Source organism: Rhizobium sp. AG207R (assembly GCF_027109195.1).
Taxonomy (GTDB): Bacteria; Pseudomonadota; Alphaproteobacteria; order Rhizobiales; family Rhizobiaceae; genus Rhizobium; species Rhizobium dioscoreae.
Window position 1 is genome coordinate 286,880 of the sequence record NZ_JAEPVT010000005.1, and the last position, 22,162, is coordinate 309,041.

Genomic DNA, 22,162 nt, shown 5'->3' on the forward strand with positions numbered 1-22,162 from the left:
GAGCCGCGTCCCTCGTTCATCCCCTTGCAGAGACTCGATCACCCTGCCCTCCATCGTCAGTCGAGCGGATGGGTCGCACCATCTGGCTACGGCGCGTATCGATGTTCTCCGGCGCAATTGTCAGCGTGGCGCTGCGCCCAATCTGATCGGCGTCGAGCCGTTGACGAAGCATATTGGCGATTTCCGCCGCTTCCTCGGCAGGGTTGAGCGCAAAAAGCATGAGATCCGCTTCAGCGAAAAGCGCTGGATCCCAATTGTCATCGACGATGGAAGGCCCCATCAGAAGCACGAAGTCGAACGAGCCGGCGGTGGTCAATATATCATCGAGGCCAAGGCGCACCCACGGTTCCGAATTCTCGGCCACGGGCCTGTTGTACACGACGGTCCGCAGGCCGCTCGCCCCGCTGATGAAGACGCTGTTACCGCTGCGCGCCGGCGCTCCCAAGCCAGGCAGGTCTCCGAACTCGACGACGAGCACATTCTGTTCGGCCTGTTGGAGGCCAAGGCCGACCATAGCACCCGCAAGTCTCGCCGCCAGCGGCGTGTGCAGCGAGGAGACCAGCAGCACATAGGGCTTCGGATGCTCTCTCAGATGCAGAATGATGCGCCGCATGAGCTGCAGCACATCCCGCGAAAAAGCTTCGTTTCCGGCCTGGAAAAAGCGTCTTCGCATCGCGCGGATGCTGAGATAGGCACCGATGCCGGCAACGCCCGGAAGCCGATATTCACCAAGATGGACCGGCGCCGGCTCCGTCTTTGCGATTTCCGACGAAAGGTCTTTGTGGGGCTCGACGTCAAGGAGGCTACGTCTTATGGGGCCTGTCGGATCCTGTTCCGGCTGATGTTTGGGTCCGCGCACCAGGGCAAGACCGCAGCCGATGATAAGACCGAGCGCGGCGCTGACCGGCAACAGGAGCAGCGGCTTCGGCCAGGTCGGCTGTACCGGCGGAGCGGCGGCGCTGATCACCCGGGCCTCCTGCAGCTGCAGGCCCTGCATCTGCGATGTTTCCTCGGCGCGTTTCAGGAAATCGTCGAGGACCGTGCGTGCCGCTTTCGTCTTCGCCTCCAGCTGCCGCAACTGCACCTGCGCAGCATTCGAACTATCCAGCTTCTGGCGGAGATCATCGAGCTTTGCCTGGAGTGCTGCGACGTTCTGTCCAGCGAGGTCGGACATTGCCTTCAATTCCCGAGTAATCCGCTGCGCCTCGACGGCCATAAGACCCTGCATCCTGTCCAACTCGGATCGCAATCTTTTAACGATCGGATGACGCGGCTGATACATGGCCTCGTAATTGGCGAGATCGGCGGCCCGTTGATTGTAGTTCTCGCGGAGTTTAACCGTGGCTTCGGAGGAAAGGATTTCCGAAAGCTTGGCAAGTCCGGCCGGCGAGGTGCCTGCGGCGACTGCCTGAGCATATTTATCCTTGGCCTGATCGGCCTCACTTCGTGCTCCGATCAGCTGATCCGTAAGCTTGTCGATCTGAGATTGCAGCGTGCCGCCCGCGGAAGCATCGAGGATCTGATGCGAGACCTTGAAATCTCCGACCTCCTGCTCGGCATCGCTGACGTTCTTCTGAAGATTGCCGATCCGGCTCGCAAGCAGGGAATTCACATCGCTGTTTGCAGTCTCCCGCTCACCCGACAGACCGGCCCTATAACGATTGACGATGGCGTTGGCGATCCGCGCCGCCTTGTCGGAATAGCGGGATGCGAAACTGACATCGATGACATAGGTAAGCCCGGCACGCTCTACGGTGACGGCGCGTTGGAAATTCTTGAAGATCGAATCCTTCGTGGGATGTGAAGCGAGACCAATACGCGACAGGAGGCCGCCTGCCGAAAATTCAGGGTCGTTCTCGATGTTCTCGCTCTCAAAAACCTTCATCAGAAGGTCACGCGATTCAATGACGAACACCTGGCTTGCGATGGCCGCGCTATCGCTGCCGATGCCGGGCAGGACATTGTTGAGATTCGTCGCGCGCGGATCACGCGGATCGATCATGACGGAAGCTGTCGCGGTATAGCTCGGCTTTGCCACGGCAAGGTAAGCCAGCGTCAGTAGAAGCACGGCAACGGTGCACGTCAACACGATCAGCCAGCGCTGCCAAAGGATGGTCCACACGGCACCGACATCGAACAGCGGCGGAAGCGAGCGCTCGTCAATGTTAAACGGCTTCATCCTGTTCCTCTCCGCGGGCCGCGGGTCTCCGGCTCATCGCACATCACTAAATTCAGTATTAGTGAATAATGTTAATCATCCGTTGAATTTACACCAGAGCGTGTGATCGACTTGAGACATCGCAAGTAACCATGTTGCGACTTCATTCTGGCGTAAGCATCAGTACTTACGATATTAGAGATACATTCTATTTCAGGCATTGCAGACCATTCGGTCGACAGCAATCAACACAGGATCAGGGCGTTGGGTGAGAAAGCTGGCAGCAGCGATACGATATCAGCCGAAACGCCGCCGCCTGCGAGCAACCTGCGCTTGTCGATCGGCGCGCTTGCCAGGAGCGGCGCCGTTGCCGGTGCCATCAAGCTCGCCAGTGCCGGCCTTTCGTTCCTGATGTTCGTCGCCGTCGCCATGACGACCGATGAGCGGCAGTTCGGTCTTTATAGCGCCGCCTATGCCGGAGCGAGCCTGGTCTCCTTCTTCGCCATCGTCGGCCAGCAAAGCGCAGTGCTCAGGTTCTGGCCGCAATATGCCGGCAATAACGATCTGAATTCGGCAAACGGCATGATGGCCCGTTCCATCCTTGTCGCACTGATGGGGCTCGCGAGCTTCAGCCTGCTCATTCTCGTCATCGGCTTTTTGCCATTCGCCGGCAGACAGACGCCCGAATGGCTGGCGATCTGCGTGGCGACCATGGTGTTGGCCTTCGCGCTCGGCTGGTCGGAATTCGTCGCCTGCGCCCTTCGCGCCAAGAATGCGCTCATCTTCGCCCTGCTGCCACGCGATGTCATTTGGCGGGCAGTAGCAATCCCCGTCTTCGTGCTTGCCCATTTCATGCAGATGAGGATGAGCGCGGTTACCGCAACCTACCTGACAGCCGGGTTGCTGCTCCTCATGATCGCGCCGCAAACATTCGTGCTTTTTCGCGATACGATGCGCGCGCAGCGCGGCCCGCTTACGACAGAACAGAAGGATGAATTCAAGACGGTGACGTTCGGGCTCTGGGGCGTCACGGCGCTGCCGCCTGCGCTCAGCCAGGCGAGCACCTTGCTTGTCGCGGCCATTCTAGGCCCAGAGGCCGCTGGCGCGATTTTCGTCGCGGATCGAACGATGCGGCTGGTCGTCCTCGCACTCAACGGCATCAACCAGGCGCTGGCGCCGCAGATCTCGGCCGCCTTCTACACTGGGGACAGGGCACATGTGCAGCGTATCACCAGTCTCGCAGCTCTGGGCGGCTTCATCATCGCCTTATGCGTACTGGTATCCTTCCTGGTCTTCGGCAACCTGATCCTGTCGATCTTCAATCACGCCTATGCCACGCCGACGATGCAGGTGACGCTGATTATCTTCGGCATCGGCGCGACCATCGGCACCGCCTGCGGGCCGACCGAAATCCTCATGCAGTTGACGGGCCTCCAGCACGCGCTTTTCAAGCTGCTTGTTATCGTCAACACCTTCGGGCTCTGTGCAACGGCGGTGCTGACCTATTGGCTCGGCCCGATCGGCGCAGCGCTCGCCATCGCCGGTACGATCATCGTTTGGTGCGTGACCGCCGTGTTCATCGCGCGCCGCACCATCGGCATCAACCCGTCAATCCTCGGCTTTCTTGCCGGCGAAGACGCGCTTGCCGCTCGCTCCTTCCTGAAAGGCCGCTCATGAAAATCATCCAGGTCCAGACCCAGGCAGAAGCGGGTGGCGCACAGCGGATTTCCGATATGGTCGGCGAGGGACTGCGCGCGCGTGGCCATGATGTGCGGACAGTCTTCATGTATAGGAAAACCGAAGTCTACGACGGCGATCCGCACGCTGATTTCATCCTCACCACGCCACCGCGCGGCGTGCTCGGCCAGATGCGGGCCACCATCGGACTTGCCGGTTATCTGCGCAAGACTCGGCCGGATGTGGTCATCACCTTCCAGCACTACGGCAATATTTTCGGCACCATCGGCGCGCGGTTCGCCGGTGCAGACCTCATCATCGCAAACCAGAGCGGCGCCCCCCAGACCCGAGGCGTCAGGGGGATCCTGACGCAGATTGACAAGTTGATGGGCACGCTCGGCGCCTATCATGCCAACGTCGTCAATTCGCGCTGGACGGAGGCACAGTTCGACACCTTCCCGAAAGCCTATCGGCGGCGGACATTACGCATCGACCATGGCGTTTCCGCACCCTCGGCCGCCTTCGACAAGGGAGCGGCGCGCGCCGCCTTTGACCTTCCCCGAGAGGCATGGCTCGCCGTCTCTTCTGGCCGCATGGCGCCATCGAAAAACCAGATCGCGCTCGTCGGTGCCCTCGCCCATCTGCCCGACATTCATATCGCTATCGCCGGCACCGGCCCCGAGCAGGATGCGATCGTCGCTTTTGCTAAGGACAATGGCATCGCCGACAGGCTGCATCTCGTCGGCGAGGTGCCTCCCTCGCGTATCTTCGAATTCCTCGCAACGGGAGACGCCTATGCTTTTTCGTCCTTGACGGAAACCTTTGGCCTTGCCGCCGTCGAGGCAGCCATTTCCGGACTGCCGGTGGTCACCAGCAAGCTCGATGTCCTGCGGGAAGTGCTGACCACGGATGATGGCGAAGCTGCAGCGCTCTTCGTCGAAGCCGATGCCAAGGGCATGGCTGATGGACTTGCTGAACTTATCGCCAGGCCCGAGCTTGCAGCTCGGCTTGCCGCTGCCGGACGGCAGCTGAAGGAACAATATTCGCCGGCGCGCATGTGCGCCGGCTACGAAGCGCTGCTTCCTTCCCGCTCACTTCCGCACGGCTGCAATCCCGTCGATAACCTCCAGTCGGCCTGAGCGATTGAGCGTATGGATTTTCGGATAGGGCCAATCACCATGCGCCGCGATGGGTCGGGGCGAGGACAGTCGAACCGTCTTTTCATCCAGCTCCAGCAATTGCGAGATACCGAGCCCGCCGCCGTAGCCGAGCGTTCCGTCTTGGACCGGCAGATAGATGCCATCCCACTCGCGGACAAAGGCGCCGCCCGGGCGCGCCATGCGACGATCGATGAGAACCGGGTTCAACATATGCGGTGTCCAGGGGCCGGCAAGCCGGTGTGCATGGAAGACCGCGAGCGTATCGGAGGTGCTGCCATAACCATCGCGGTCAGTCGCAAACAGCCAGAGTCGGCCACCATGCTCGAGGAGTGTCGCATCGGAAATCTCGCCTTCGATGAGTACGGCTTCGGGGGCCCAGCGATCCGGAAATTGGATGGAGCGATAGAGGACGAGCTTTCCGCCCGAACTTGCTTCAGGCAGCATCCAGATTGCGCCGTCGCGTTCGAAGACTTGCGGATAAGAGAGATGATAAGGCTCTTCCAGCACGCATCGCGGCTCTCCGGGCTTCCCGGCAGCATCGAACGGCACGACCGAGATGACTGCCTTGCCGGTCGCGTGCGGATAATCCTCCACGAACAGGAAGAAACGATCCTGCCATTGAAAGGGAAAGGGATCGGCATAGAAACGGTCTCCCGCATCCGGCAGCACCGACCAGCCTTCGCCGAGTCCACAGGTGCTTGCCACACCCGGCCCGTCGGTAAAGCGATAGCCGACGCGCCAATGCGCATGACGAAAACGTGCGCGCCGTATCACCTCCCGACCCAGGCGTGGCAGGGCGCGGGCCGTATATGAAGATGCAAACTCCAGCATTCCAGCAGCGGGATTTTCAGGCGCTGTGGACACGGGTTCGTTCATAGCGAGGCGGTTTTCGGCAAGGGCACGAACGGTGGAAACGGCAAGCGTGATAGCACGCGCCAAGACATCTTCGACGCCAAGCGAGGCGGATTCCCGCTTGTCGATCATCGGCCGCGCTCGGCCTATCACCCTCTTTCCATCCAGGACGGTTTCGATGACGGGCAAGGCGCCGGCGGCGACGGATATCGGGACCGAGAGGTCCGACCGCGATCCGTCGAACTGCAACGTGATGGTCGGAATATCCGATGGCGCAGCATTGCCGGCAAGATCCAGCCGAAATGCAGCAGGGCGAATGCGAATACTCGTGGGAATTTCCGATAGAGGAGCGGCAAGCGCCGGATCGCGCCGGCGGAAGATCGTTCGCTCGAGAGCCAAAGCGGCATTGACCGCTGCCGGCCACACTTCCGGCCCGGCTGCGTGCGAGACGGCAATGTCGTGGCCGTCTGCCTGCAGGCGCCGGATCACGATCTCCTGCCAGCGGCGAGGCGCGGACTTCGGCACGATGATATCGATCGATGGCATGACGCTCCCATCCGCCGCAGCATCGGCGAAGCTTCTGAGGCCTGGGAACTACATTTATTCGGGAAAGCTTACTTTCCCGTTATTCTAAGGTTGTATTGGAGAATTGCACGTCAGTACCGGTCAAGAAAAATTTCCGTAAGTAAATTCGGACGACCGCAGCACCCATGGTGGAACGTCGCGATCTTTCAGAGTCGTTTCCCGCGCTTTAGGCCTTTGATTTTGTGCATGTCGTTGTCGCAAAACCGCTGCACACTTTTGCGCGACATGCTTCAGTTTCACTTCCGCTCCGGCGCCAGCACGAAATCGTGCTCGACCTGCCAGAACGCGCCCCGGAAACCCAGGTCTTTGGCGCGGGTGGGATCTTCGGTGAGCTTGAACTCGGCAAGCAGGCTCTCCTTGACACCGAACACCGCATCGGAATGGATGTGCGGCCGCTGATCACCATGTCCTCGCCCTTCTGGTCGAGGCAGATATTGGCGCCCATCGGCAATTCCGGGGCATCTGCGGCATGGAAGGGGCCAAGGACAGTGCTTTCCGATGCACCCGACGGCTTGCGGTTGTTGATCGCGTCGACCAGCATCGAGACGCCGAGCACATCCGATAGCAGGATGAATTCCTGCCGCCAGTCGGTGCAGGTATGGCCGGTGCGGGTGGGGAAGAAGATTGCCTCCATCCACTCGTCCTGTGTCGGCTCCAGCTCCTTCACCGCCGATGCCGGTCAACACCGTGAAGATACCGTGGCCTGTCAGATCTGGGGATCTGTGACGACGGCGGCCAACATGCCGAAGACAAAGCTGCCTTGGAATTGTCTTTGGATGGCAAGGACCTTTTCAGGCCCACTCTTCCGTCAATTCTCCATCCGCGATCACCACCGATTTTTCGGAGGTAGGCACCAGAGCCGACAAGGCATTGGTAAACGCGTCATCGAGAATGAGCAGCTTGCGGGCGTGCGCGTGCGCATACTCCTCATAAAAGCCGCGCGAGATCCACAGCCGAGAGCGACCACGCCGGCCACTCCAGCCGACGCCTCCGATCGATTCCGCCGCGGCAAGCTTGCGGCTGGTATGGGCTCGCGACAAACCGAATGATTGAGCCAGATAGGAAATCGAGCTCACATCCGTCAGGAGCTTGTCTTGTCCCGCCAGCATCTCAGGCTCTATTCCGGCGATCAGCCGGTCCATCAGCAGCCCGCCGGCATCCGCCCAGGTGAAGATCGTATAGAGCGGACCGGGGCTGCGTATTGCGGGACTCGTCAGAAGTGCGTGCGCCGCAATCGGCTGCACCAATGCCAGCAGGCTTTCCGGCTCGGCGTGGAATCTGGCCGTCCTGCCGCCGCCGCCGATGAGGTCGAGAGCTTGAAAATGTACGCTATACCAGTGGGCCAGCATCTCCAGTATGAACGGCGCCGGCGCTACCTGCTCCGATGGCAGACCATTGGCAGCGACGATCGGGCGAACGACATCATATTGCAAGGCTTCGTCAAAGAAAGCATAGGCCGTATTGCGGCTGGCGATCGCATATTGCAGAGCGAGATTTCCTAGACCCCGCCGGGTTAGTCCTGCTCCGGACTCGCGAATTGTTCGAAAGTAATTTCCCAGTGCTGCATGGCAGAGGAGCCAGCGTTGCTGTGTTGCGAAAAGTGCTGCAGTTCGCGGCGAAGCCTCGTGAACCGCAACGAAACTACGGGCCAACAGTAAGACTGCTTGGGAAAATACCACCGGCTCGAACAGACCGTCCGCCTCACCTGCCGGCCGCTGCACCAGAAAATCAAGCACCTTTCCCATGGAAAGCTCTCTCAAGATTGCCGACTGGCTGGCGTCCAGGCCATTGCTATGCCGTTCCGGGACAATCATGCTTGTGAGGAATGCGCAATCGGAAGAAGCGCGGGTTGCAACAAAGAATATCCCCACAGTTCTTGCCGATATTGAGCACTTCCTCTCACATCATGAATAACCGCCGTAATTTTTCATTATCTATTCAAATAATAGTCGGAGCAGGCGGCGAGGTCCTGATAAGGCCATGCCAAGGTTCTGATATTTTCTGATATTTTTCTGATATTGATGATTTTGTTGCAAAAACTGGCACTTAGCCAATTCCGTTTGAACTTGCCGCGCGACGAAGCAAGCGGCGTCATCCCTTTCTCGATAGCGGCGTCGGCACGTTGACTGTCGAGCAAAGCTCTCTTTATATTGCGTCATATTTTAAATGGTACAATTGAGGATCATTGGGAGCAGGTGTTTTATTTTGCTGGATTCGGTCTCGATCCAGATCGTGCCGAGCTTCACAGGCCTGACGGTTCCGCGATCCGGCTGCGCCCAAAGACCTTTGAACTGCTGAAACTCCTCGTCGCGAATAACGGGCGCGTTGTCGGTAAACAGGAACTGATGGAAGCTGTCTGGCCCGGGATCTATGTAGGGGAAAACAGCCTGTTTCAATGCATTCGTGAAATCCGCACGGCGCTCGGTGATACTGAGCGGCATATGATCAAGCTTGTATCTGGTCGTGGTTATCTATTCACCGCTCAGGTAACCACAAGGCAGGAGAGTTCGGCACCGCAGCCTGCGGAACCGGATATGCCGGTCTCCGATACAAGTGTCATGGCGAATGGTGCTGGGACACCCGGTCGACGCGGGTCGCGCAAGGTTTTGGCGCTCGGCGCGTTGGCAATGCTTTGCATGATCGCCGTCGTCATTGGCCTCGCTTTGTTTTCCTCTCGCCTTGGCAAGGTCTTGGGAGCGGGGCCATCGGTCATCGAAGTTCTGCCTGTTATCGATACTGTTGGCGATGCGCAGAGCGCCGTTTTGGCGCAGGGCATCGCTGCGGAGATGATCAACGGCCTCGCCGCCATCGACAATATCCGTCTGATAGCGCCGAAGGAACAGAGCCCGGCGGCAGCCGCCAAACCCACATCCGGAGTTGGCGGCGAAACCGATTTTCTCTTGCAGAGTGAGCTGCAAAGAAGCCCGGAATCCTGGATCCTTCAAACACGGCTCATCAAGGTGAGCAGCCGCGAGATCGAATCGGTCGCCGAAGTGACGCTGGATGCCACCGAAGCCGACGGGCAGCGCCTTGCCTCACGGCTCGCTGCGGGAGCCGGCTACGATGTTGCCAACCGTCTCAACAAACTCGAAGAAGCAGGTAGCCCTGCAGCCCAAGCCGGCGCCGCCAATGTCGCGATCCAACAGGCAACCGCGTCAATCAATCAGACGACGAAGGAACGCTTCGCGACGGCACGATCGATTCTTGAAAAATATCTGCGCGATCAGCCTGATAATGCCGATCTGCAGATCGCGCTTGCCACGCTGCATCTGCGCGGCATTCAGCTCGACTGGTATGATCCGGCCGAGAGCAGGTCAGCAGAGAACGAGGCAAGATTCCTGATCGAGCACGCGCTACGAACAAGACCGAACTCTCTGCCGGTGCTCGACACCTATTGCCGTTTCCTGACCGCAACCAACCAGTTTTCCGAAAGCCTTGTGACTTGCGCAAGAGCGCTGAGCCTCAACCCGTGGGATGGCGCGGCGCTCTTCCAGCTGGGCCTGACGCAGATCCAGCTCGGGCGTTTCGAAGATGCGCTTGCGACATTCGAGCTGGCGGACCGCTTCGACACGCCGGCAGTGTCTCGCTGGACCTGGCTGCTGGGCGCGGGATGGGCGGATATCCTTCTCAATCGCAATGAAGATGCCATTGGATGGCTGCAACGCTCCATCGCGATCACCTCCGGGACGGGCCGGGCGCATATGCTTTTGGCGACCGCTTATCAACGATTGGGCCGAACGGACGAAGCCAGACTAGCTCTGGCGAAGGGGTTGGAACTAAGGCCAGGCTCGACAGCCGCGAATATCGCCCTGCCCGCTCGCAATACCAGCCCGATCTACCTCGCAGCGCGCCGGGACATCAGCCAAACGCTGATCGATCTCGGCCTGCCGGCTGACGACGAAGCGCAAAAACCAGACGACCCGAATTGACGAGAATGTATGGCGAATGCGTGCCGCAGATTGCCGAGATGCTCAATATCTACCCTAGATAAATCCCCGTAGACACAGCATCATCAAAGTATCAGAAAGTCTTTTCCACCTGAACATCAGCATAAAAATGCTGCCTATGGCTACAACTTGAGTCTCCTTCTAAACCACGTCTTTATATATTTTGCCCATTCTCCGACCAAAGTTCAGGCTTTTTTCTGGTAGGAATAATGAGCACTCGCTTTTTGCGGCGATTTGACCGCCTGACAAAGGATCGTGCTGGCAATTTCGCGACATTGACGGCGTTGATCGCAGTCCCGCTGGCTGCAGCTGCAGGCTTGGCAGTGGATTACGCATCTGCGGTACATCAGCGAACGAATTTGCAGGAAATCGCCGATGGTGCCGCTCTGGCCGGCGGCAAGATCTTCGATGGTACCAACCTTGCCGCGGCGCAGGCAGAAGCCACACGCTTCATCACCGCCTACGCGGACACGACACCTGCCAACCTTAGCTATACTATCACGGCAAACGGACGCATCCTTTCGGTGAATTTGACCGGAGCGGTGCCGACAAATCTGATGCGCATCGTCAATATCAACAGCGTCGACATCGGCGTGAACTCCCAAGCCACGGCGCCGGCAAAGCCTGACATCGTGACCATCACCCCGACACAGGCGCAAGGATGGTACTACAAAGTCATCACGATCCGTGTCGTCAGACCCAATGCAACGGCCGAAACCGTGGTCGGCACCGTAACCTATCAGCCGACAACCCATAACAACGGTGGCCAGGGCACCATGACGGCCGTCCCGTCCGGCCCGATTACGCTGGGCCAATATACCAAGCTCGTACTGCAGATGGACGTCAAAGATGATGGCTGTCCACCTGGCCAGGCCGCGACCATCTCGAACAACAACGCCGTGAACTGCAACAGCAAGAACTCGGCCGGCACAAAATACGATCTGACCCTGCGGACAGATGATCCGAATACGTCGAATTATCTCTTCGTCGACGGCAGCCAACTTCCCAAAGGCGTCACCTTGCCGATCGAGAATTATTTCGGCTGCCAGGCCGCACAAAAGCACGCCTGGGAAGATGGCGGCGGTTGGGATCGACAGGACTTTTTCTATACGATCTCGTCGCAATGTTCCTCGGCCGACGGCGATGCCGTGCGCCTCACGAACTGATGCGACGGCAAGCTGACGACCGGCCGCATCGATGACCCTAAGCCGGCGCCATGGGCGCCGAGCTTGTCGCAAAACCGCATGGCTTAACGGCGCGCGCCGAAGGGACGAAGCGCCATATGGCGATTGACGTCCTTATAGAGCAGATAGCGGAACGGACCTGGACCGCCGGCATAGCACGCCTGCGGGCAAAAGGCGCGCAACCACATGAAGTCGCCGGCCTCGACTTCGACCCAATCCTGGTTCAAGCGATAGACGGCCTTGCCTTCCAGCACATAGAGGCCGTGCTCCATGACATGGGTCTCCGCGAAGGGAATGACAGCACCGGGTTGGAGAGTGACGATCGTCACGTGCATGTCATGCCGCAGGTCGGACGGATCGACGAAGCGGGTCGTTGCCCAGCGCCCCTCCGTGCCCGGCATGGCGGACGGCGTAATATCCTTCTCGTTCAAGATGAGCGGTTCAGGATGAGCCAGCCCCTCGACTGTCTCATATGCCTTGCGCACCCAGTGGAAACGGGCATGAGCGCCGGAGCGGTTGTGCAGCGACCATTTCAGGCCCGGTGGCAGGAAGGCATAGCCGCCCGGCTGGAGAACATGCTTGCCGGAGGGCAAGGTGAGTTCGATCTCGCCGTCGACAACGAACAACACGCCTTCGGCCTCGGCATCCTGCTCCGGCCGGTCGCTGCCGCCGCCCGGCGCCACTTCCATGACATACTGCGAAAAGGTCTCGGCAAAACCCGAAAGCGGCCTTGCGATCACCCAGCAGCGCGTATCGTTCCAGAAGGGCAAATAGCTGGTGACGATATCCTGCATCACTCCCTTGGGGATGACCGCATAGGCCTCCGTGAATACGGCCCGCCCCGTCAGCAGATCGCTCTGCGGCGGATGGCCGCCAAGAGAGGAATAGTATTTTCTTTCCATTGTCCAAGCCCTTCATTCTCATCGTTTCGGGAGACCGAGGCATGTGCCTCCCCGTGGTATTGCATAGTGCCGGAAGTCGGAACGTCTCGTTACGTCGCCCCCGCCACCTCCAATAATTTCACGATCCCATCATACCCGCGACTACGAGCATGATGCAGCGGCGTCACGCCGTCATTGTCGGCCAGATTGACGTTTGCGCCTGCATCTATCAACAGCCTGACGATCTCAACATGACGCGAACCGCCATTGCCGAGAATGATAGCCTCGATCAGGGCAGTCCACCCCAGCCGGTTGACGTGATCGACGTTGACACCCGCCTTGATCAACGTGTCGACGGCTTCGACGTGACCGCGTTCGGAGGCGGGAATAAGCGCCGTGCCGCCATAGCGGTTGATGCTCTCGAGATCCGCCCCATGCGCGAGCGTCAGCTTGAGAATATCCAGATGGCCGCGAGCGCCGGCATAGAGATAGGGACTGTCTTGAATATCGTCCTTGGCATTGACGTCGGCACCCGCCTCGATCAATGCTCGCGCGGCGTCCACCCTGTTGGCGTGCGTCGCGACCAACAGCGGCGTTGCGCCCTTTGCATCCCGAGCCTCGATGGCGGCACCGCTATCGAGCAATTGTTGGATGGCCGCGACGTCACCGGTTGCGGCAGCCTTATGCAGTCGAAGATCCATCGTGTCGCCGAAGGCAAGAAAAGAAGTGCAGGCAGCCGTCAGGAAGAACAAAGCCGACAATAAAAGTTTCAACATGCCTTATCCCGGTGGTGCCTCTCCCCGAAACCTAGCAGGGAACCCGGCGTCGGAAAATCAAATATCCGAGCCCTGACCGCTGAGAAAATAAAAACAGTTTCAGGATTTTGCGCTGCAATAGCCGGCATCCGCGATTTAGGATCGACATTTAGCGCTGTTGTCGCCAGCCCATGTCCGCCACCACGACCGACGGCGGTATGGAGCCGATCTGCAGCCGCACGCAAAAACCATGGCCGGTGTCTAGAAACGAAACCCGTCCACCATGCAGTTCGGCGGCCTTCTTGACCAGATTCAACCCCAGCCCCGCGCCGGATGAACTGGCATTGATGCGGCGAAACGGCTCGAAGACGCGACCGCGCTCCGCCAGCGGTATGCCGGGACCTTCGTCGCAGACATCGATGGTGCCGCCGGCGCCGACGCGAACGACGATCGAGCCCTTCCCTCCGGCATGGTCGATCGCATTCCGGATCAGATTGACCACAGCCATTTCTATCGTCGAGGTCTGGATCACGAAGACCGCTTCCTCGGGGCTCGGCTCGAAGTCGAAATCATAGCCGGCGTCCATCGCAATCGGCGCAAGATCGGCGGCGATGGTTTCGACCAGCACATTCAGATCCTTCTTCTCTGCACGCAATTCGACCACGCCGATCGCCTGCATCTCCAGGAGTTGATGGGCGACGCGGGACAGCCGGTCGATATCGTCCCGAAGCTGGTGACTGATTTCGGCATCGGGCAGAAGGTCCGCCCGTGTCCGTGCAATCGCGATCGGCGTCCGCAGCTCATGGGCGGCATCGGCAAGAAAGCGATTGTGCCTGTTATACCCTTCATCCAGCTTCGAGAGGGCATGGTTGAACGCGTCGACCAGAGGGATGATCTCGGTCGGCACCTTCGAGCGCTCGAGGCGGGCCGAACGGCTGTCGAAATCGATCGCCTGCGCCTGCGTTGCCGTCTCCACCAGCCCGCTCAACGACCGGCCGACGGCACGTGGCGTGACGAGCAGCGTCGCGACGCCCGTCAATGCCAGTATGGGAACGACGCCGATCAAGGTGACGAATGCAAGCGCCGGCAATACTTTGAGCCATTCGATTTCGCCATGGGGTCCCCTGGCCATCTCGACACGCATGTTGATCCACACATTCAAGCCATCATTGTCAAAGCCGCGTTCGGTAGCCGCCATGATCTGCAGCTGGCCGATGGACGTCTCCCGGTTTTCGACCGTGGCATGCACGCCGTTGGCGGCTTCGACCCTGATTCGCTCGATCGTCCACGGAAAGCTCTCGTTGAGAGCGGCGGCCGGCATCTCTCCATATTGGAAGAGTACTCCCTTATGGTCGCGGATCATGAACCAGAGGTCCGGATAGCGCTGCTTCAGCTCTATCACCTCCTGCGTCTCGGCCACCTGCAACTGCCCGTCATCATCCCTTGTAATCTGCTGAGCGACAACGCGAACGGCCTCTTCATTGGCATCTTCCAGCTCCGGATTGATGATCCAGAGCCAGGCAACGAGAAGGACGAAGAAAAGAACAAGAAGAAAGGCCTGCAGGACGATCAGGCGTTTTATCAGTCCCCAGCGTAGCGATCGGCTGCGTTCCGGGTTCATGCCTTCGCCCGGATCAGATAGCCGATGTTCCGCACCGCTCTTATCTCGACCGTGGCTTCGGCCAGAAGCAGCTTCTTTCGAATGCGCGAGATATGCGCATCCAGAGCGTTCGATCCGATTTCGTCCTCAAGGGCGTAAACCGCTTCGATCAGGTTCGGTCTCGTCACGATGCGATTCGGACGGCGCATCAGCGTCTCCAGCACCAGATATTCGCGTCGCGGGAACTCGACGAGCGCGCTGCCGACGACGATCTCATTGGTGCGCGGATCGACGCTCAGATTGCCGAAAGTCAGATATCTGTCGGAAACCGTCGGCCCTCGTCTCTGGAGAGCTCTCAAGCGCGCCAGCAATTCCTCGATCGCGAAAGGCTTTGCAAGATAGTCGTCGGCACCGCTGTCGAGCCCGTCGACGCGGTGATCGACGCTGCCAAGCGCCGTCAGCACGAGGATCGGGACGGGATGCTTGCGCTGACGCAGCGCCGCCACGAGATCCAGTCCTTCGCCGTCAGGCAGGCGACGATCCAGCACGAGGACGTCATAGGTTCCAACGCGGGCCATGGCATCGGCATCCGCAATCGTTCGGACATGGTCGGCGAGCACATCGCGACGCCGCAACGCTTCAAGCAGCGCGCGGGCCATTTCGGGCTCATCCTCAAGCAGCAGAATTCGCAATGACTTTTCCCCAAAGGACGGCGATTGCCATCCTTCGCCCCCACTGACAGCCAAAGATTGCGGCTACATTACACGCAGATTGCGGAAGTGGCATCAGGATGGAGCCAATGGGTCGCAACCAATAAGAAATGACCCTGCTCGAAGCCGGAAACCCCATTCGAGCAGACAATTGAAGCCTTATCGCTGCAGCATGCGCGCCAGCATCCGCCTGATATGATCCTGACCGCCAAAAAAAATCGCCGCAACAACGATCGTTTTGCGTTCCTCGATCGGCAGAAACCAGACGGCTGCCTTGTCGCGCCGCAGGAAACGGATGCCAGGATAGATATCCGGCCGCAATGTTCCGATATATGGGGTCTCGACCAACCGATCGATTTCCCGACGGAGTTCACGAATACGGCTGGCCGCGCGCTCTAGAGCTTCCCCAGACGAGTCTCCAAGATCGAGATAGGCCGCAAACAGATGATCGAAGGTCAGTTCGAAATCGAGATCGGCATCCCTGGAATATTCAAGGCTCCACACGAAGAGCTCGCCGTTTGCGTTCGATCATGCTCTCGATCCGCTCTTCCATGTCCTGAGCCGGAATCTTCGGTCCGTCGACGCGGCGCTGAATGAGCCTGCGCAGCCCTTCCGTCTCGGCCGCTTCCGCTTCCGTTTTCTGTCGCAGCAGTTCCAGGCCCTGCTGGAGAACCGAACTCAGGCTGGAATAGCGGCCCGTCTCGACAAGCGAGCGAGCAAATGCATCCTGCTGATCGGTTAACGATATCGACGACTTGACGCTCACGGGATAATCTCCTTCAGGAGCCTAAGGTGCTACTCAGTCGCACACATGTCAAGACTTCGCGGCGAGACGATTGAAGGCGGCGAGGGATTATTGCCGCCGCTTTGCCACATCGTTGACCCCATCCAAATCCGGCGCCTGTCCATAGCTCATGTTCTTCATCTGCTGGATGACGCGCGCCATTTCCTCGTCGTCAAGAATGGGCGGCTCGCCAAGTGTCAGCGCCTGCACATAAAGGCGGGAGAGGGTTTCGACCTCGATGGCAAGCGCAAGGGCGGCGGCCGGCGTCTTCCCGAGCGAGATCTGTCCGTGCTGACCGAGCAGGCAGGCTAGCCTATCCTGCAGCGCTTCGATCGCAGCATCCGAAAGCGCCTGGGTGCCGAAGGTGGCGTAGCGAGCGCAGCGGATCGTCGTGCCGCCCGCTACACCGGTCATATAGTGAAAGCTCGGAATGGTCTTATGATGTACGGCGAGCGTGGTCGCATAAACCGAGTGGCAATGGAGCACGCAATCGATATCCTCGCGGGACGCGAGAATATCGCGATGGAATCGCCACTCGGACGATGGCCGGCGCTCGCCCTCGTAGCTGCCATCGAAATACATCTGCACCAGGTCTTTTGGCTGCATCATGTCATAGGGCAGAGAGGTTGGCGTGACCAGAAATCCCTTGGGATTCCGCACCGAAACGTTGCCGGCCGTTCCCTGGTTGATGCCGGATGCGTTCATCCGGCGGCAGATCGCCACCATGTCTTCGCGCAGGGCATTGTCGTCATAAGTCGTCACGATCTCACTCCATTGTCTTGATCTGGGTTTGCCAGCGGTGCCGGTAGGATGAAAGTTCGGGAAGGCTGGAGATATCGGGTGCTTCGGCCGTCAGCGCTGCAGGTGAGGCACGCTTTTCATGGGATGCCAGCATGGCGGCGCCAGTCGCCGTTCCGGTCGTACTGCGGCTGACGAGCACGCGTCGATTATGCAGGAAGGCCGCGACGATGGCGCCATAAAGGGGATCGACGACGAAATTGCCGTCCAGCACGACCGTCTCCGTGGGCGGAAGGTCCTGAATGCAGGCGGCTGTCAGCAGCGCCGAATAGAGCACTGCGAGCGTGAACCGGACGCCTTCCTCCTCCGCAAGCGGGCCTTCGAGACGGCCGCGGTGGGCCGTGCCGGGAAAGAGCCCGTCGTCCAAGCCGAATGTCGGAAGTGCAAAGGTACCTGAAGCCACGATCCTCCGAAGGGCCTGCAACGAGGCGGGACCCGAAGCCTTTGCGGCGACGGTCGAAAATTCCCGACCGCCCATGGTCAGCATACCGGGCGTCGGGTTTCCGAAGACATCGGCATTGCAGGAATGGCCGGGTCGCTCGACGCTGAAATCGACATCGCCGCGATCGCTCAATGCAACGATCCAGGTGCCTGTGGAGACAACGGTAAAATCAGACAGACCGGCCGCCTGATAACGGTATAGATTGGCCGAGGAATCATGCACGCCGCATAGGATACGCGTCGTCGCTTTCAGGCCGCATCGCTCAGCAAGCTCAGGCTTCAACGGGCCGAGCGTTTCCCATGCCCGCCGCATCGGCGGCATGAGACGCTGCCATCCGCGGCTTGCGACGAGCGATGCCGGCCGGCCATCGGCCGATGCCCACAGATGAGATTGCGCCGCCAGACTCGTCACCTCGCTTGCCAGCACGCCGGACAGGCGAAACGCCCAATATTGCGGCGTGGCGAGATAGGCGCTGGCCGCGCCAAAGGTCTCCGGCCAATACATTTCCTGCCACAACATCTGCCGCGCGAGATGCGCCGCGCCCAGCATGATGGCGCTTGCCCTCTCGCGATAGGAGCCGGCAATTGACCTGTACCGCGCATCGACATCTGCGGGGATCGGCTGCTCATAGTCGATCATCGGCATTGCAGCACCCTGTCCGTCGACCAGCACGCCGCCGGACCCATGTGCGCAGGTAACGATCGCGCCTATATCGTGCCTGCGTCCCAGCTCCGTCAGGCTATCGATGAGCCAGTCTTCCAGACTGTCGAGATCGTGATGGCGGTAGGGCGGACCATCCTTCACGATATTCGGCGTCGACAGCGTTTCCAATACGCGGCCGTCATCCGTTGCCGCCGACAGCTTCACATTCGTCTTGCCGATGTCGAAAACCGCAATGATGCTCATTTTGGACCGAAGAAACGTGTCGGCAGCAGCCACATCAGGTAGGGCCGAGCCGTCTGAACCGCAGCGACGAAGATGAGAATGCCGCCCCATATCGCAACAGTCAGGTAATTGCTGAGGCCGAACTGGTTGAAACCAGAGGAGATGACCTGCAGGATCGCCAGCGCCAGCATCAACCCGCCGGCCGTGCCGAAGCCGCCGAAGGGATCGACGCCGCCAAGCACAGCCGCAAGGATCGTTACCAGCAGATAGGATTGCGCATAATCCGCGCTTGCCGAATTGAAGGTTGCCAGCATGACCAGGGCGGCGAAGAAGCAGATCAGGCTCGACATGGCATAGACGCCAACCAGAACCCGGCGCGTATCGATCGCCGAATAGCGCGCCGCCTCAATATTGGAACCTATCATGGCGCAGGCGATGCCGAAGGCGGTACGTCGCAATATGAGGCTGACGATGACAGCAACCACGATCAACAGCAGGAAGATCAGCGGCACTCCTACTATCATCGTCGTCCCGATGCGGCTGAAGCCCTCCGGTATGCCAGACAGTGCCATGCCGCGGGTCAGATAGATGCTGATGCCGTCGATCAGCGATTTCGTGCCGAGCGTGATGAGGATGGGGTGAACGCCGGTATAGGCAATGAGCGTGCCGGTGATAAGGCCGATGAGCAGGCAGAGCACAAGGCCGGCCAGAAGCGCCAGTATGATCACGGCGAGCGCCGCTCCCGTGCCGCTATCGGGCGTGATCAGGCTCTGCATGATGAAGGCCATCAGCAGCGCGCATTGGTTGGTCGTCGCGATGATCGCAAGATTGAGGCCGCCCGTGATCAACGGCGCCATCATCGCCAGCGACAGAAGGCCCAGCAGCGGCAGCTGGTACATGAAGGATTGCAGCGTGCCGAGTGAGGCAAAATTCGGAATGAACAGGGAGAAGCCGGCAACCAGAAAGACCAGAAGGACGACAAGCCCGGTGTGGGCACCGGGAATGCCTGTCCGCATACGCGCCATCAGGTCTGCCAGGCTGTTGTTGATGTTATAGAGAAGCGGAGGTTCAGCCATTGGACGACGCTCCCGCGATGATGCGATGGCGGCGGCCCGGCCGCGAGCTGATGACGGTGATCGAGGTCGAGACCAGAATGGTGATGCCGATGACGATCTGGAAGAAATAGGAGGAGACGCCGAGCAGATTGAGCCCATTCTGCAGCACGGCCAGAAGCACGATGCCGAGCAGCACGCCGGGCACGGTGCCGATGCCGCCGGTTAGACTGGCACCTCCAAGGACAGCGGCGGACAGTACCGCAAGTTCCGTATTGTACATGGCGTTGGGCACGCTTTCGCCGACCCGATGGGCCTGCAGCAGGCCGGCAACCGCCGCCATCAGCCCGAGATAGCCATAGGCGACGAATTGCAGCCGGCCGATGTTCATGCCGATGCGCCGTGCAGCCTCCGCATTACCGCCCATTGCGTAGAGCTGCCGCCCGACCGATGAGCGCGTCATCCATGCCCAGGTGAACAGGGTCACCACCACCATGGCGACGATCGGCAACGTCACGCGAACGATGTCGCCCGATGCCGTTTCCATGCGCCAGAAGACGATGCGGTTCGTCCACCAATCCGGCAACGTATAAATCGACTTGCCACCGGAAAAATACATCAGCAGCGAGAAACTGACACTCATCATGGCGATCGTGGCGATGATCGATGTGATGCGTACATAATGAACCAGAAGTGCATTCAGGCAGCCCAGGCCAACGCCGATCGCCAGGCCAAAACCAATAACGATGGGCGCGGAGAAGCCGAACTGCGTTGCCAGCAGTGCCGCACAATATTGCGCTACGGAGGCGGTTGCCGCGAAGGATATGTCGATGCCGCCCGAAACCAGCACGACGAAGAGGCCCATCGCCATGATCGCCTGCACGGAATAGGTTTCGAGCAGATCGATAATATTGGCGAGCGTCAGGAAATCGCGCGCCGTCAGGGAAAAGACGATCACGACCCCAGCAATGACGGCCAGAAGCCACGCTTCGGGACGCCGCTTCAATTGCGCGACAAAGGATGGTCCGGCCGTTTGACTGTGCTCACGCATAGATGCGCTCCTTCATGTTGGCCTCGCTGACGTCACCCGGCACCGCTTCGCCGACGATGCGGCCGGCGCGCATGTGCAGGATGCGATCGCAGGTCGCAAAGAGCTCGGAGACCTCGTCGGAGATGAGGATGATGGCTACGCCCTGGCGGGCCAGTTCGGCCACCACATCATAGATGCCCTGCTTGTTCTTGATGTCGACGCCGACTGTCGGAGAATCGAGGATCAGCACCTTCGGCCGCGTCGCAAGCCACTTCGCCAGCACGACACGCTGCTGATTGCCGCCTGAAAGGGTCTGCACGGCGCGATCGGCCGAGGGAACCTTGATGGCGAGCCGCTTGATCCAATCCTCGGCGAGTTGCCTGCGGGATTTATCGGGAATGAGGCCCAGCCGGTTTGCCATGCCCCGCATGATCGCGAGCATGATGTTGTCGCCGATCGACTGCTGCAGGATGACGCCGAGGCTCAGACGATCCTCGGAGACATAGGCGATACCTGCGCGTACGGCATCACGATTGGAGCGAAGCACAAGCTCCCTGCCCTCAAGACGAATGCTGCCGCTTTTGGCCCGATGCATGCCGAACAGCGTCAGTGCAAGCTCGGTGCGGCCCGATCCCAGCAATCCAGAGATGCCGAGCACCTCGCCGCGGCGCAGAGTGAAATCGATATCGGCAAACTCACCACGGCGCGACAGACCATGGACTTCCAGAATAGGCGCCGCCTCACCCATGTTGCGGGCAACGATCGCGTGATCGATATCGAGCCCCGTCATCAGATGAGCGATCTTCTTTTCATTCATTTGATCGGCGGGCCAGGTGCCGACCTTGCGGCCGTCGCGCATGACAGTGACCCGCTCGGCGATCTCGACGACTTCGTCGAGCCGGTGGGAAACGAAGACGACGGCGATACCGTCCGCCTTGAGCCGTCCGACGATCCCCAAGAGGCGGTCGACCTCGGCCCGCGTCAGCGACGCTGTCGGTTCGTCCATGAAAATCAATCGCGCCTCGGCTGCCAGGCCGCGTGCGATCGCGACGATCTGGCGCTCGGCCACCGAAAGATCGGAAACCACGAGATCGAGGTTGAGCGCAAAACCAAGCCTGGTAAGGACAGCGCTTGCCTTCTCCCGCATTCGCTTCCAGTTGACTGGTTTTACCAGCCGGTCGAGATGACTTTCGATGGCGATATTTTCAACAACGGACAGGTTGGGAAACAGAGACAGGTCCTGGAAAATCACCTGAATTCCCAGAGCCTTGGCGCGTGCTGGATCAAGCGGAAGAACAGCCTCGCCCTCGATTTCGATCATACCCGCCGAAGGCGGATGCACGCCGGCCACGGTCTTGATGAGGGTCGACTTGCCGCAGCCGTTTTCGCCGACCAGGCAATGAATCTCGCCAGAGCGCACGTCCCAGTCGATTTCTTCCAATGCCCGCACGCCGCCGAACCGTTTGGACAGTCCGGTCAAACGCAGAAACGGAATTTCGTCGCTCATCGAGCCACTCCGATTGCCATGAATCGGCCGGCGGCGGCTTGAAGCCTGCCGCCGGCCCTCGGGAGGAACTGTCAGAACTTTTCCGCTTCTCTTCTCATCGCGGAAAAGCTCTATCCTCTTGGTTCCTTACGCATTCCGGACGGAAAACCGCTGCG

Annotated in this window: 19 protein-coding genes and 1 pseudogene; 4 read left to right on the forward strand and 16 right to left on the reverse strand. The window is 59.7% G+C overall.

What is annotated here, in order from left to right; genetic code table 11:
• Positions 1–16: 16 nt before the first annotated feature.
• Complete coding sequence (locus tag JJQ51_RS13830) at positions 17–2,179, reverse strand: GumC family protein (protein ID WP_113350829.1); 2,163 nt, start codon at positions 2,177–2,179, stop codon at positions 17–19.
• A gap of 243 nt (positions 2,180–2,422) precedes the next feature.
• On the opposite strand from JJQ51_RS13830, the gene JJQ51_RS13835 reads away from it, so the two are divergent.
• Both JJQ51_RS13835 and JJQ51_RS13840 read left to right on the forward strand, forming a co-directional pair.
• The gene (locus JJQ51_RS13835; RefSeq protein WP_113350828.1) at positions 2,423–3,835 is read left to right on the forward strand and encodes a lipopolysaccharide biosynthesis protein; all 1,413 of its coding nucleotides are present in this window, start codon (positions 2,423–2,425) and stop codon (positions 3,833–3,835) included.
• Positions 3,832–4,974, forward strand: coding sequence for a glycosyltransferase family 4 protein (locus JJQ51_RS13840; protein WP_113350827.1), 1,143 nt, complete (start codon positions 3,832–3,834; stop codon positions 4,972–4,974). The genes JJQ51_RS13835 and JJQ51_RS13840 overlap by 4 nt, the downstream gene beginning before the upstream one ends.
• Here the strand turns inward: JJQ51_RS13840 and JJQ51_RS13845 are convergent.
• The 4 genes and pseudogenes from JJQ51_RS13845 to JJQ51_RS13855 all read right to left on the reverse strand — a co-directional run bounded on the left by JJQ51_RS13845 (position 4,927) and on the right by JJQ51_RS13855 (position 8,177).
• A complete protein-coding gene (locus tag JJQ51_RS13845) occupies positions 4,927–6,393 on the reverse strand; it encodes a glucosamine inositolphosphorylceramide transferase family protein (protein WP_113350826.1) in 1,467 nt (488 codons plus the stop codon). The two genes, JJQ51_RS13840 and JJQ51_RS13845, sit on opposite strands and share 48 nt — an antisense overlap.
• Positions 6,394–6,668: 275 nt before the next feature.
• Positions 6,669–6,803 (reverse strand): hypothetical protein, encoded by a 135-nt coding sequence (locus tag JJQ51_RS32910; protein WP_442966498.1) that lies wholly within the window; start codon positions 6,801–6,803, stop codon positions 6,669–6,671.
• A gap of 17 nt (positions 6,804–6,820) precedes the next feature.
• Positions 6,821–7,102, reverse strand: a pseudogene (locus JJQ51_RS32915) (dioxygenase); the annotation flags it as partial.
• Positions 7,103–7,223: 121 nt separating this feature from the next.
• On the reverse strand, positions 7,224–8,177 hold the full coding sequence (locus JJQ51_RS13855) for a hypothetical protein (RefSeq protein WP_186450328.1): 954 nt from the start codon (positions 8,175–8,177) through the stop codon (positions 7,224–7,226).
• A gap of 450 nt (positions 8,178–8,627) precedes the next feature.
• Between JJQ51_RS13855 and JJQ51_RS13860 the strand changes: the two genes are divergently transcribed.
• On the forward strand, positions 8,628–10,361 hold the full coding sequence (locus JJQ51_RS13860) for a winged helix-turn-helix domain-containing protein (protein WP_113350825.1): 1,734 nt from the start codon (positions 8,628–8,630) through the stop codon (positions 10,359–10,361).
• Between the two features lie 227 nt (positions 10,362–10,588).
• Positions 10,589–11,545: a pilus assembly protein TadG-related protein gene (locus tag JJQ51_RS13865; protein ID WP_113350824.1), complete on the forward strand. Its 957-nt coding sequence runs from the start codon at positions 10,589–10,591 to the stop codon at positions 11,543–11,545.
• 83 nt (positions 11,546–11,628) lie between these two features.
• Here JJQ51_RS13865 and JJQ51_RS13870 read toward each other — a convergent pair whose 3' ends face one another.
• The 11 genes from JJQ51_RS13870 to JJQ51_RS13920 form a co-directional block, all read right to left on the reverse strand.
• Positions 11,629–12,465, reverse strand: a complete 837-nt coding sequence (locus tag JJQ51_RS13870; RefSeq protein WP_113350823.1) for a bifunctional allantoicase/(S)-ureidoglycine aminohydrolase — start codon at positions 12,463–12,465, stop codon at positions 11,629–11,631.
• A gap of 89 nt (positions 12,466–12,554) precedes the next feature.
• A complete protein-coding gene (locus JJQ51_RS13875) occupies positions 12,555–13,145 on the reverse strand; it encodes an ankyrin repeat domain-containing protein (RefSeq protein ID WP_210248388.1) in 591 nt (196 codons plus the stop codon).
• Between the two features lie 223 nt (positions 13,146–13,368).
• Positions 13,369–14,820, reverse strand: a complete 1,452-nt coding sequence (locus JJQ51_RS13880; protein ID WP_113350821.1) for a sensor histidine kinase — start codon at positions 14,818–14,820, stop codon at positions 13,369–13,371.
• Complete coding sequence (locus JJQ51_RS13885; protein ID WP_113329383.1) at positions 14,817–15,491, reverse strand: response regulator transcription factor; 675 nt, start codon at positions 15,489–15,491, stop codon at positions 14,817–14,819. The genes JJQ51_RS13880 and JJQ51_RS13885 overlap by 4 nt, the downstream gene beginning before the upstream one ends.
• 177 nt (positions 15,492–15,668) lie before the next feature.
• Positions 15,669–16,013 carry a type II toxin-antitoxin system RelE/ParE family toxin gene (locus JJQ51_RS13890; RefSeq protein WP_113350820.1) on the reverse strand — a complete coding sequence of 115 codons (345 nt, stop codon included), beginning with the start codon at positions 16,011–16,013 and terminating at the stop codon, positions 15,669–15,671.
• Positions 16,000–16,275 (reverse strand): ribbon-helix-helix domain-containing protein, encoded by a 276-nt coding sequence (locus JJQ51_RS13895; RefSeq protein WP_095437326.1) that lies wholly within the window; start codon positions 16,273–16,275, stop codon positions 16,000–16,002. The genes JJQ51_RS13890 and JJQ51_RS13895 overlap by 14 nt, the downstream gene beginning before the upstream one ends.
• 87 nt (positions 16,276–16,362) lie before the next feature.
• Positions 16,363–17,019 (reverse strand): class II aldolase/adducin family protein, encoded by a 657-nt coding sequence (locus tag JJQ51_RS13900; RefSeq protein ID WP_069610444.1) that lies wholly within the window; start codon positions 17,017–17,019, stop codon positions 16,363–16,365.
• A 40-nt stretch (positions 17,020–17,059) separates the two neighbouring features.
• On the reverse strand, positions 17,060–18,439 hold the full coding sequence (locus tag JJQ51_RS13905) for an FGGY-family carbohydrate kinase (RefSeq protein ID WP_269244819.1): 1,380 nt from the start codon (positions 18,437–18,439) through the stop codon (positions 17,060–17,062).
• Entirely contained in the window at positions 18,436–19,494 is a 1,059-nt protein-coding gene (locus tag JJQ51_RS13910) for an ABC transporter permease (protein WP_269244820.1), read from the reverse strand. The genes JJQ51_RS13905 and JJQ51_RS13910 overlap by 4 nt, the downstream gene beginning before the upstream one ends.
• Positions 19,487–20,521, reverse strand: a complete 1,035-nt coding sequence (locus JJQ51_RS13915; protein ID WP_269244821.1) for an ABC transporter permease — start codon at positions 20,519–20,521, stop codon at positions 19,487–19,489. Before JJQ51_RS13915 ends, JJQ51_RS13910 begins: the two co-directional genes overlap by 8 nt.
• Positions 20,514–22,007, reverse strand: a complete 1,494-nt coding sequence (locus tag JJQ51_RS13920; RefSeq protein WP_269244822.1) for a sugar ABC transporter ATP-binding protein — start codon at positions 22,005–22,007, stop codon at positions 20,514–20,516. Before JJQ51_RS13920 ends, JJQ51_RS13915 begins: the two co-directional genes overlap by 8 nt.
• Positions 22,008–22,162 lie beyond the last annotated feature (155 nt).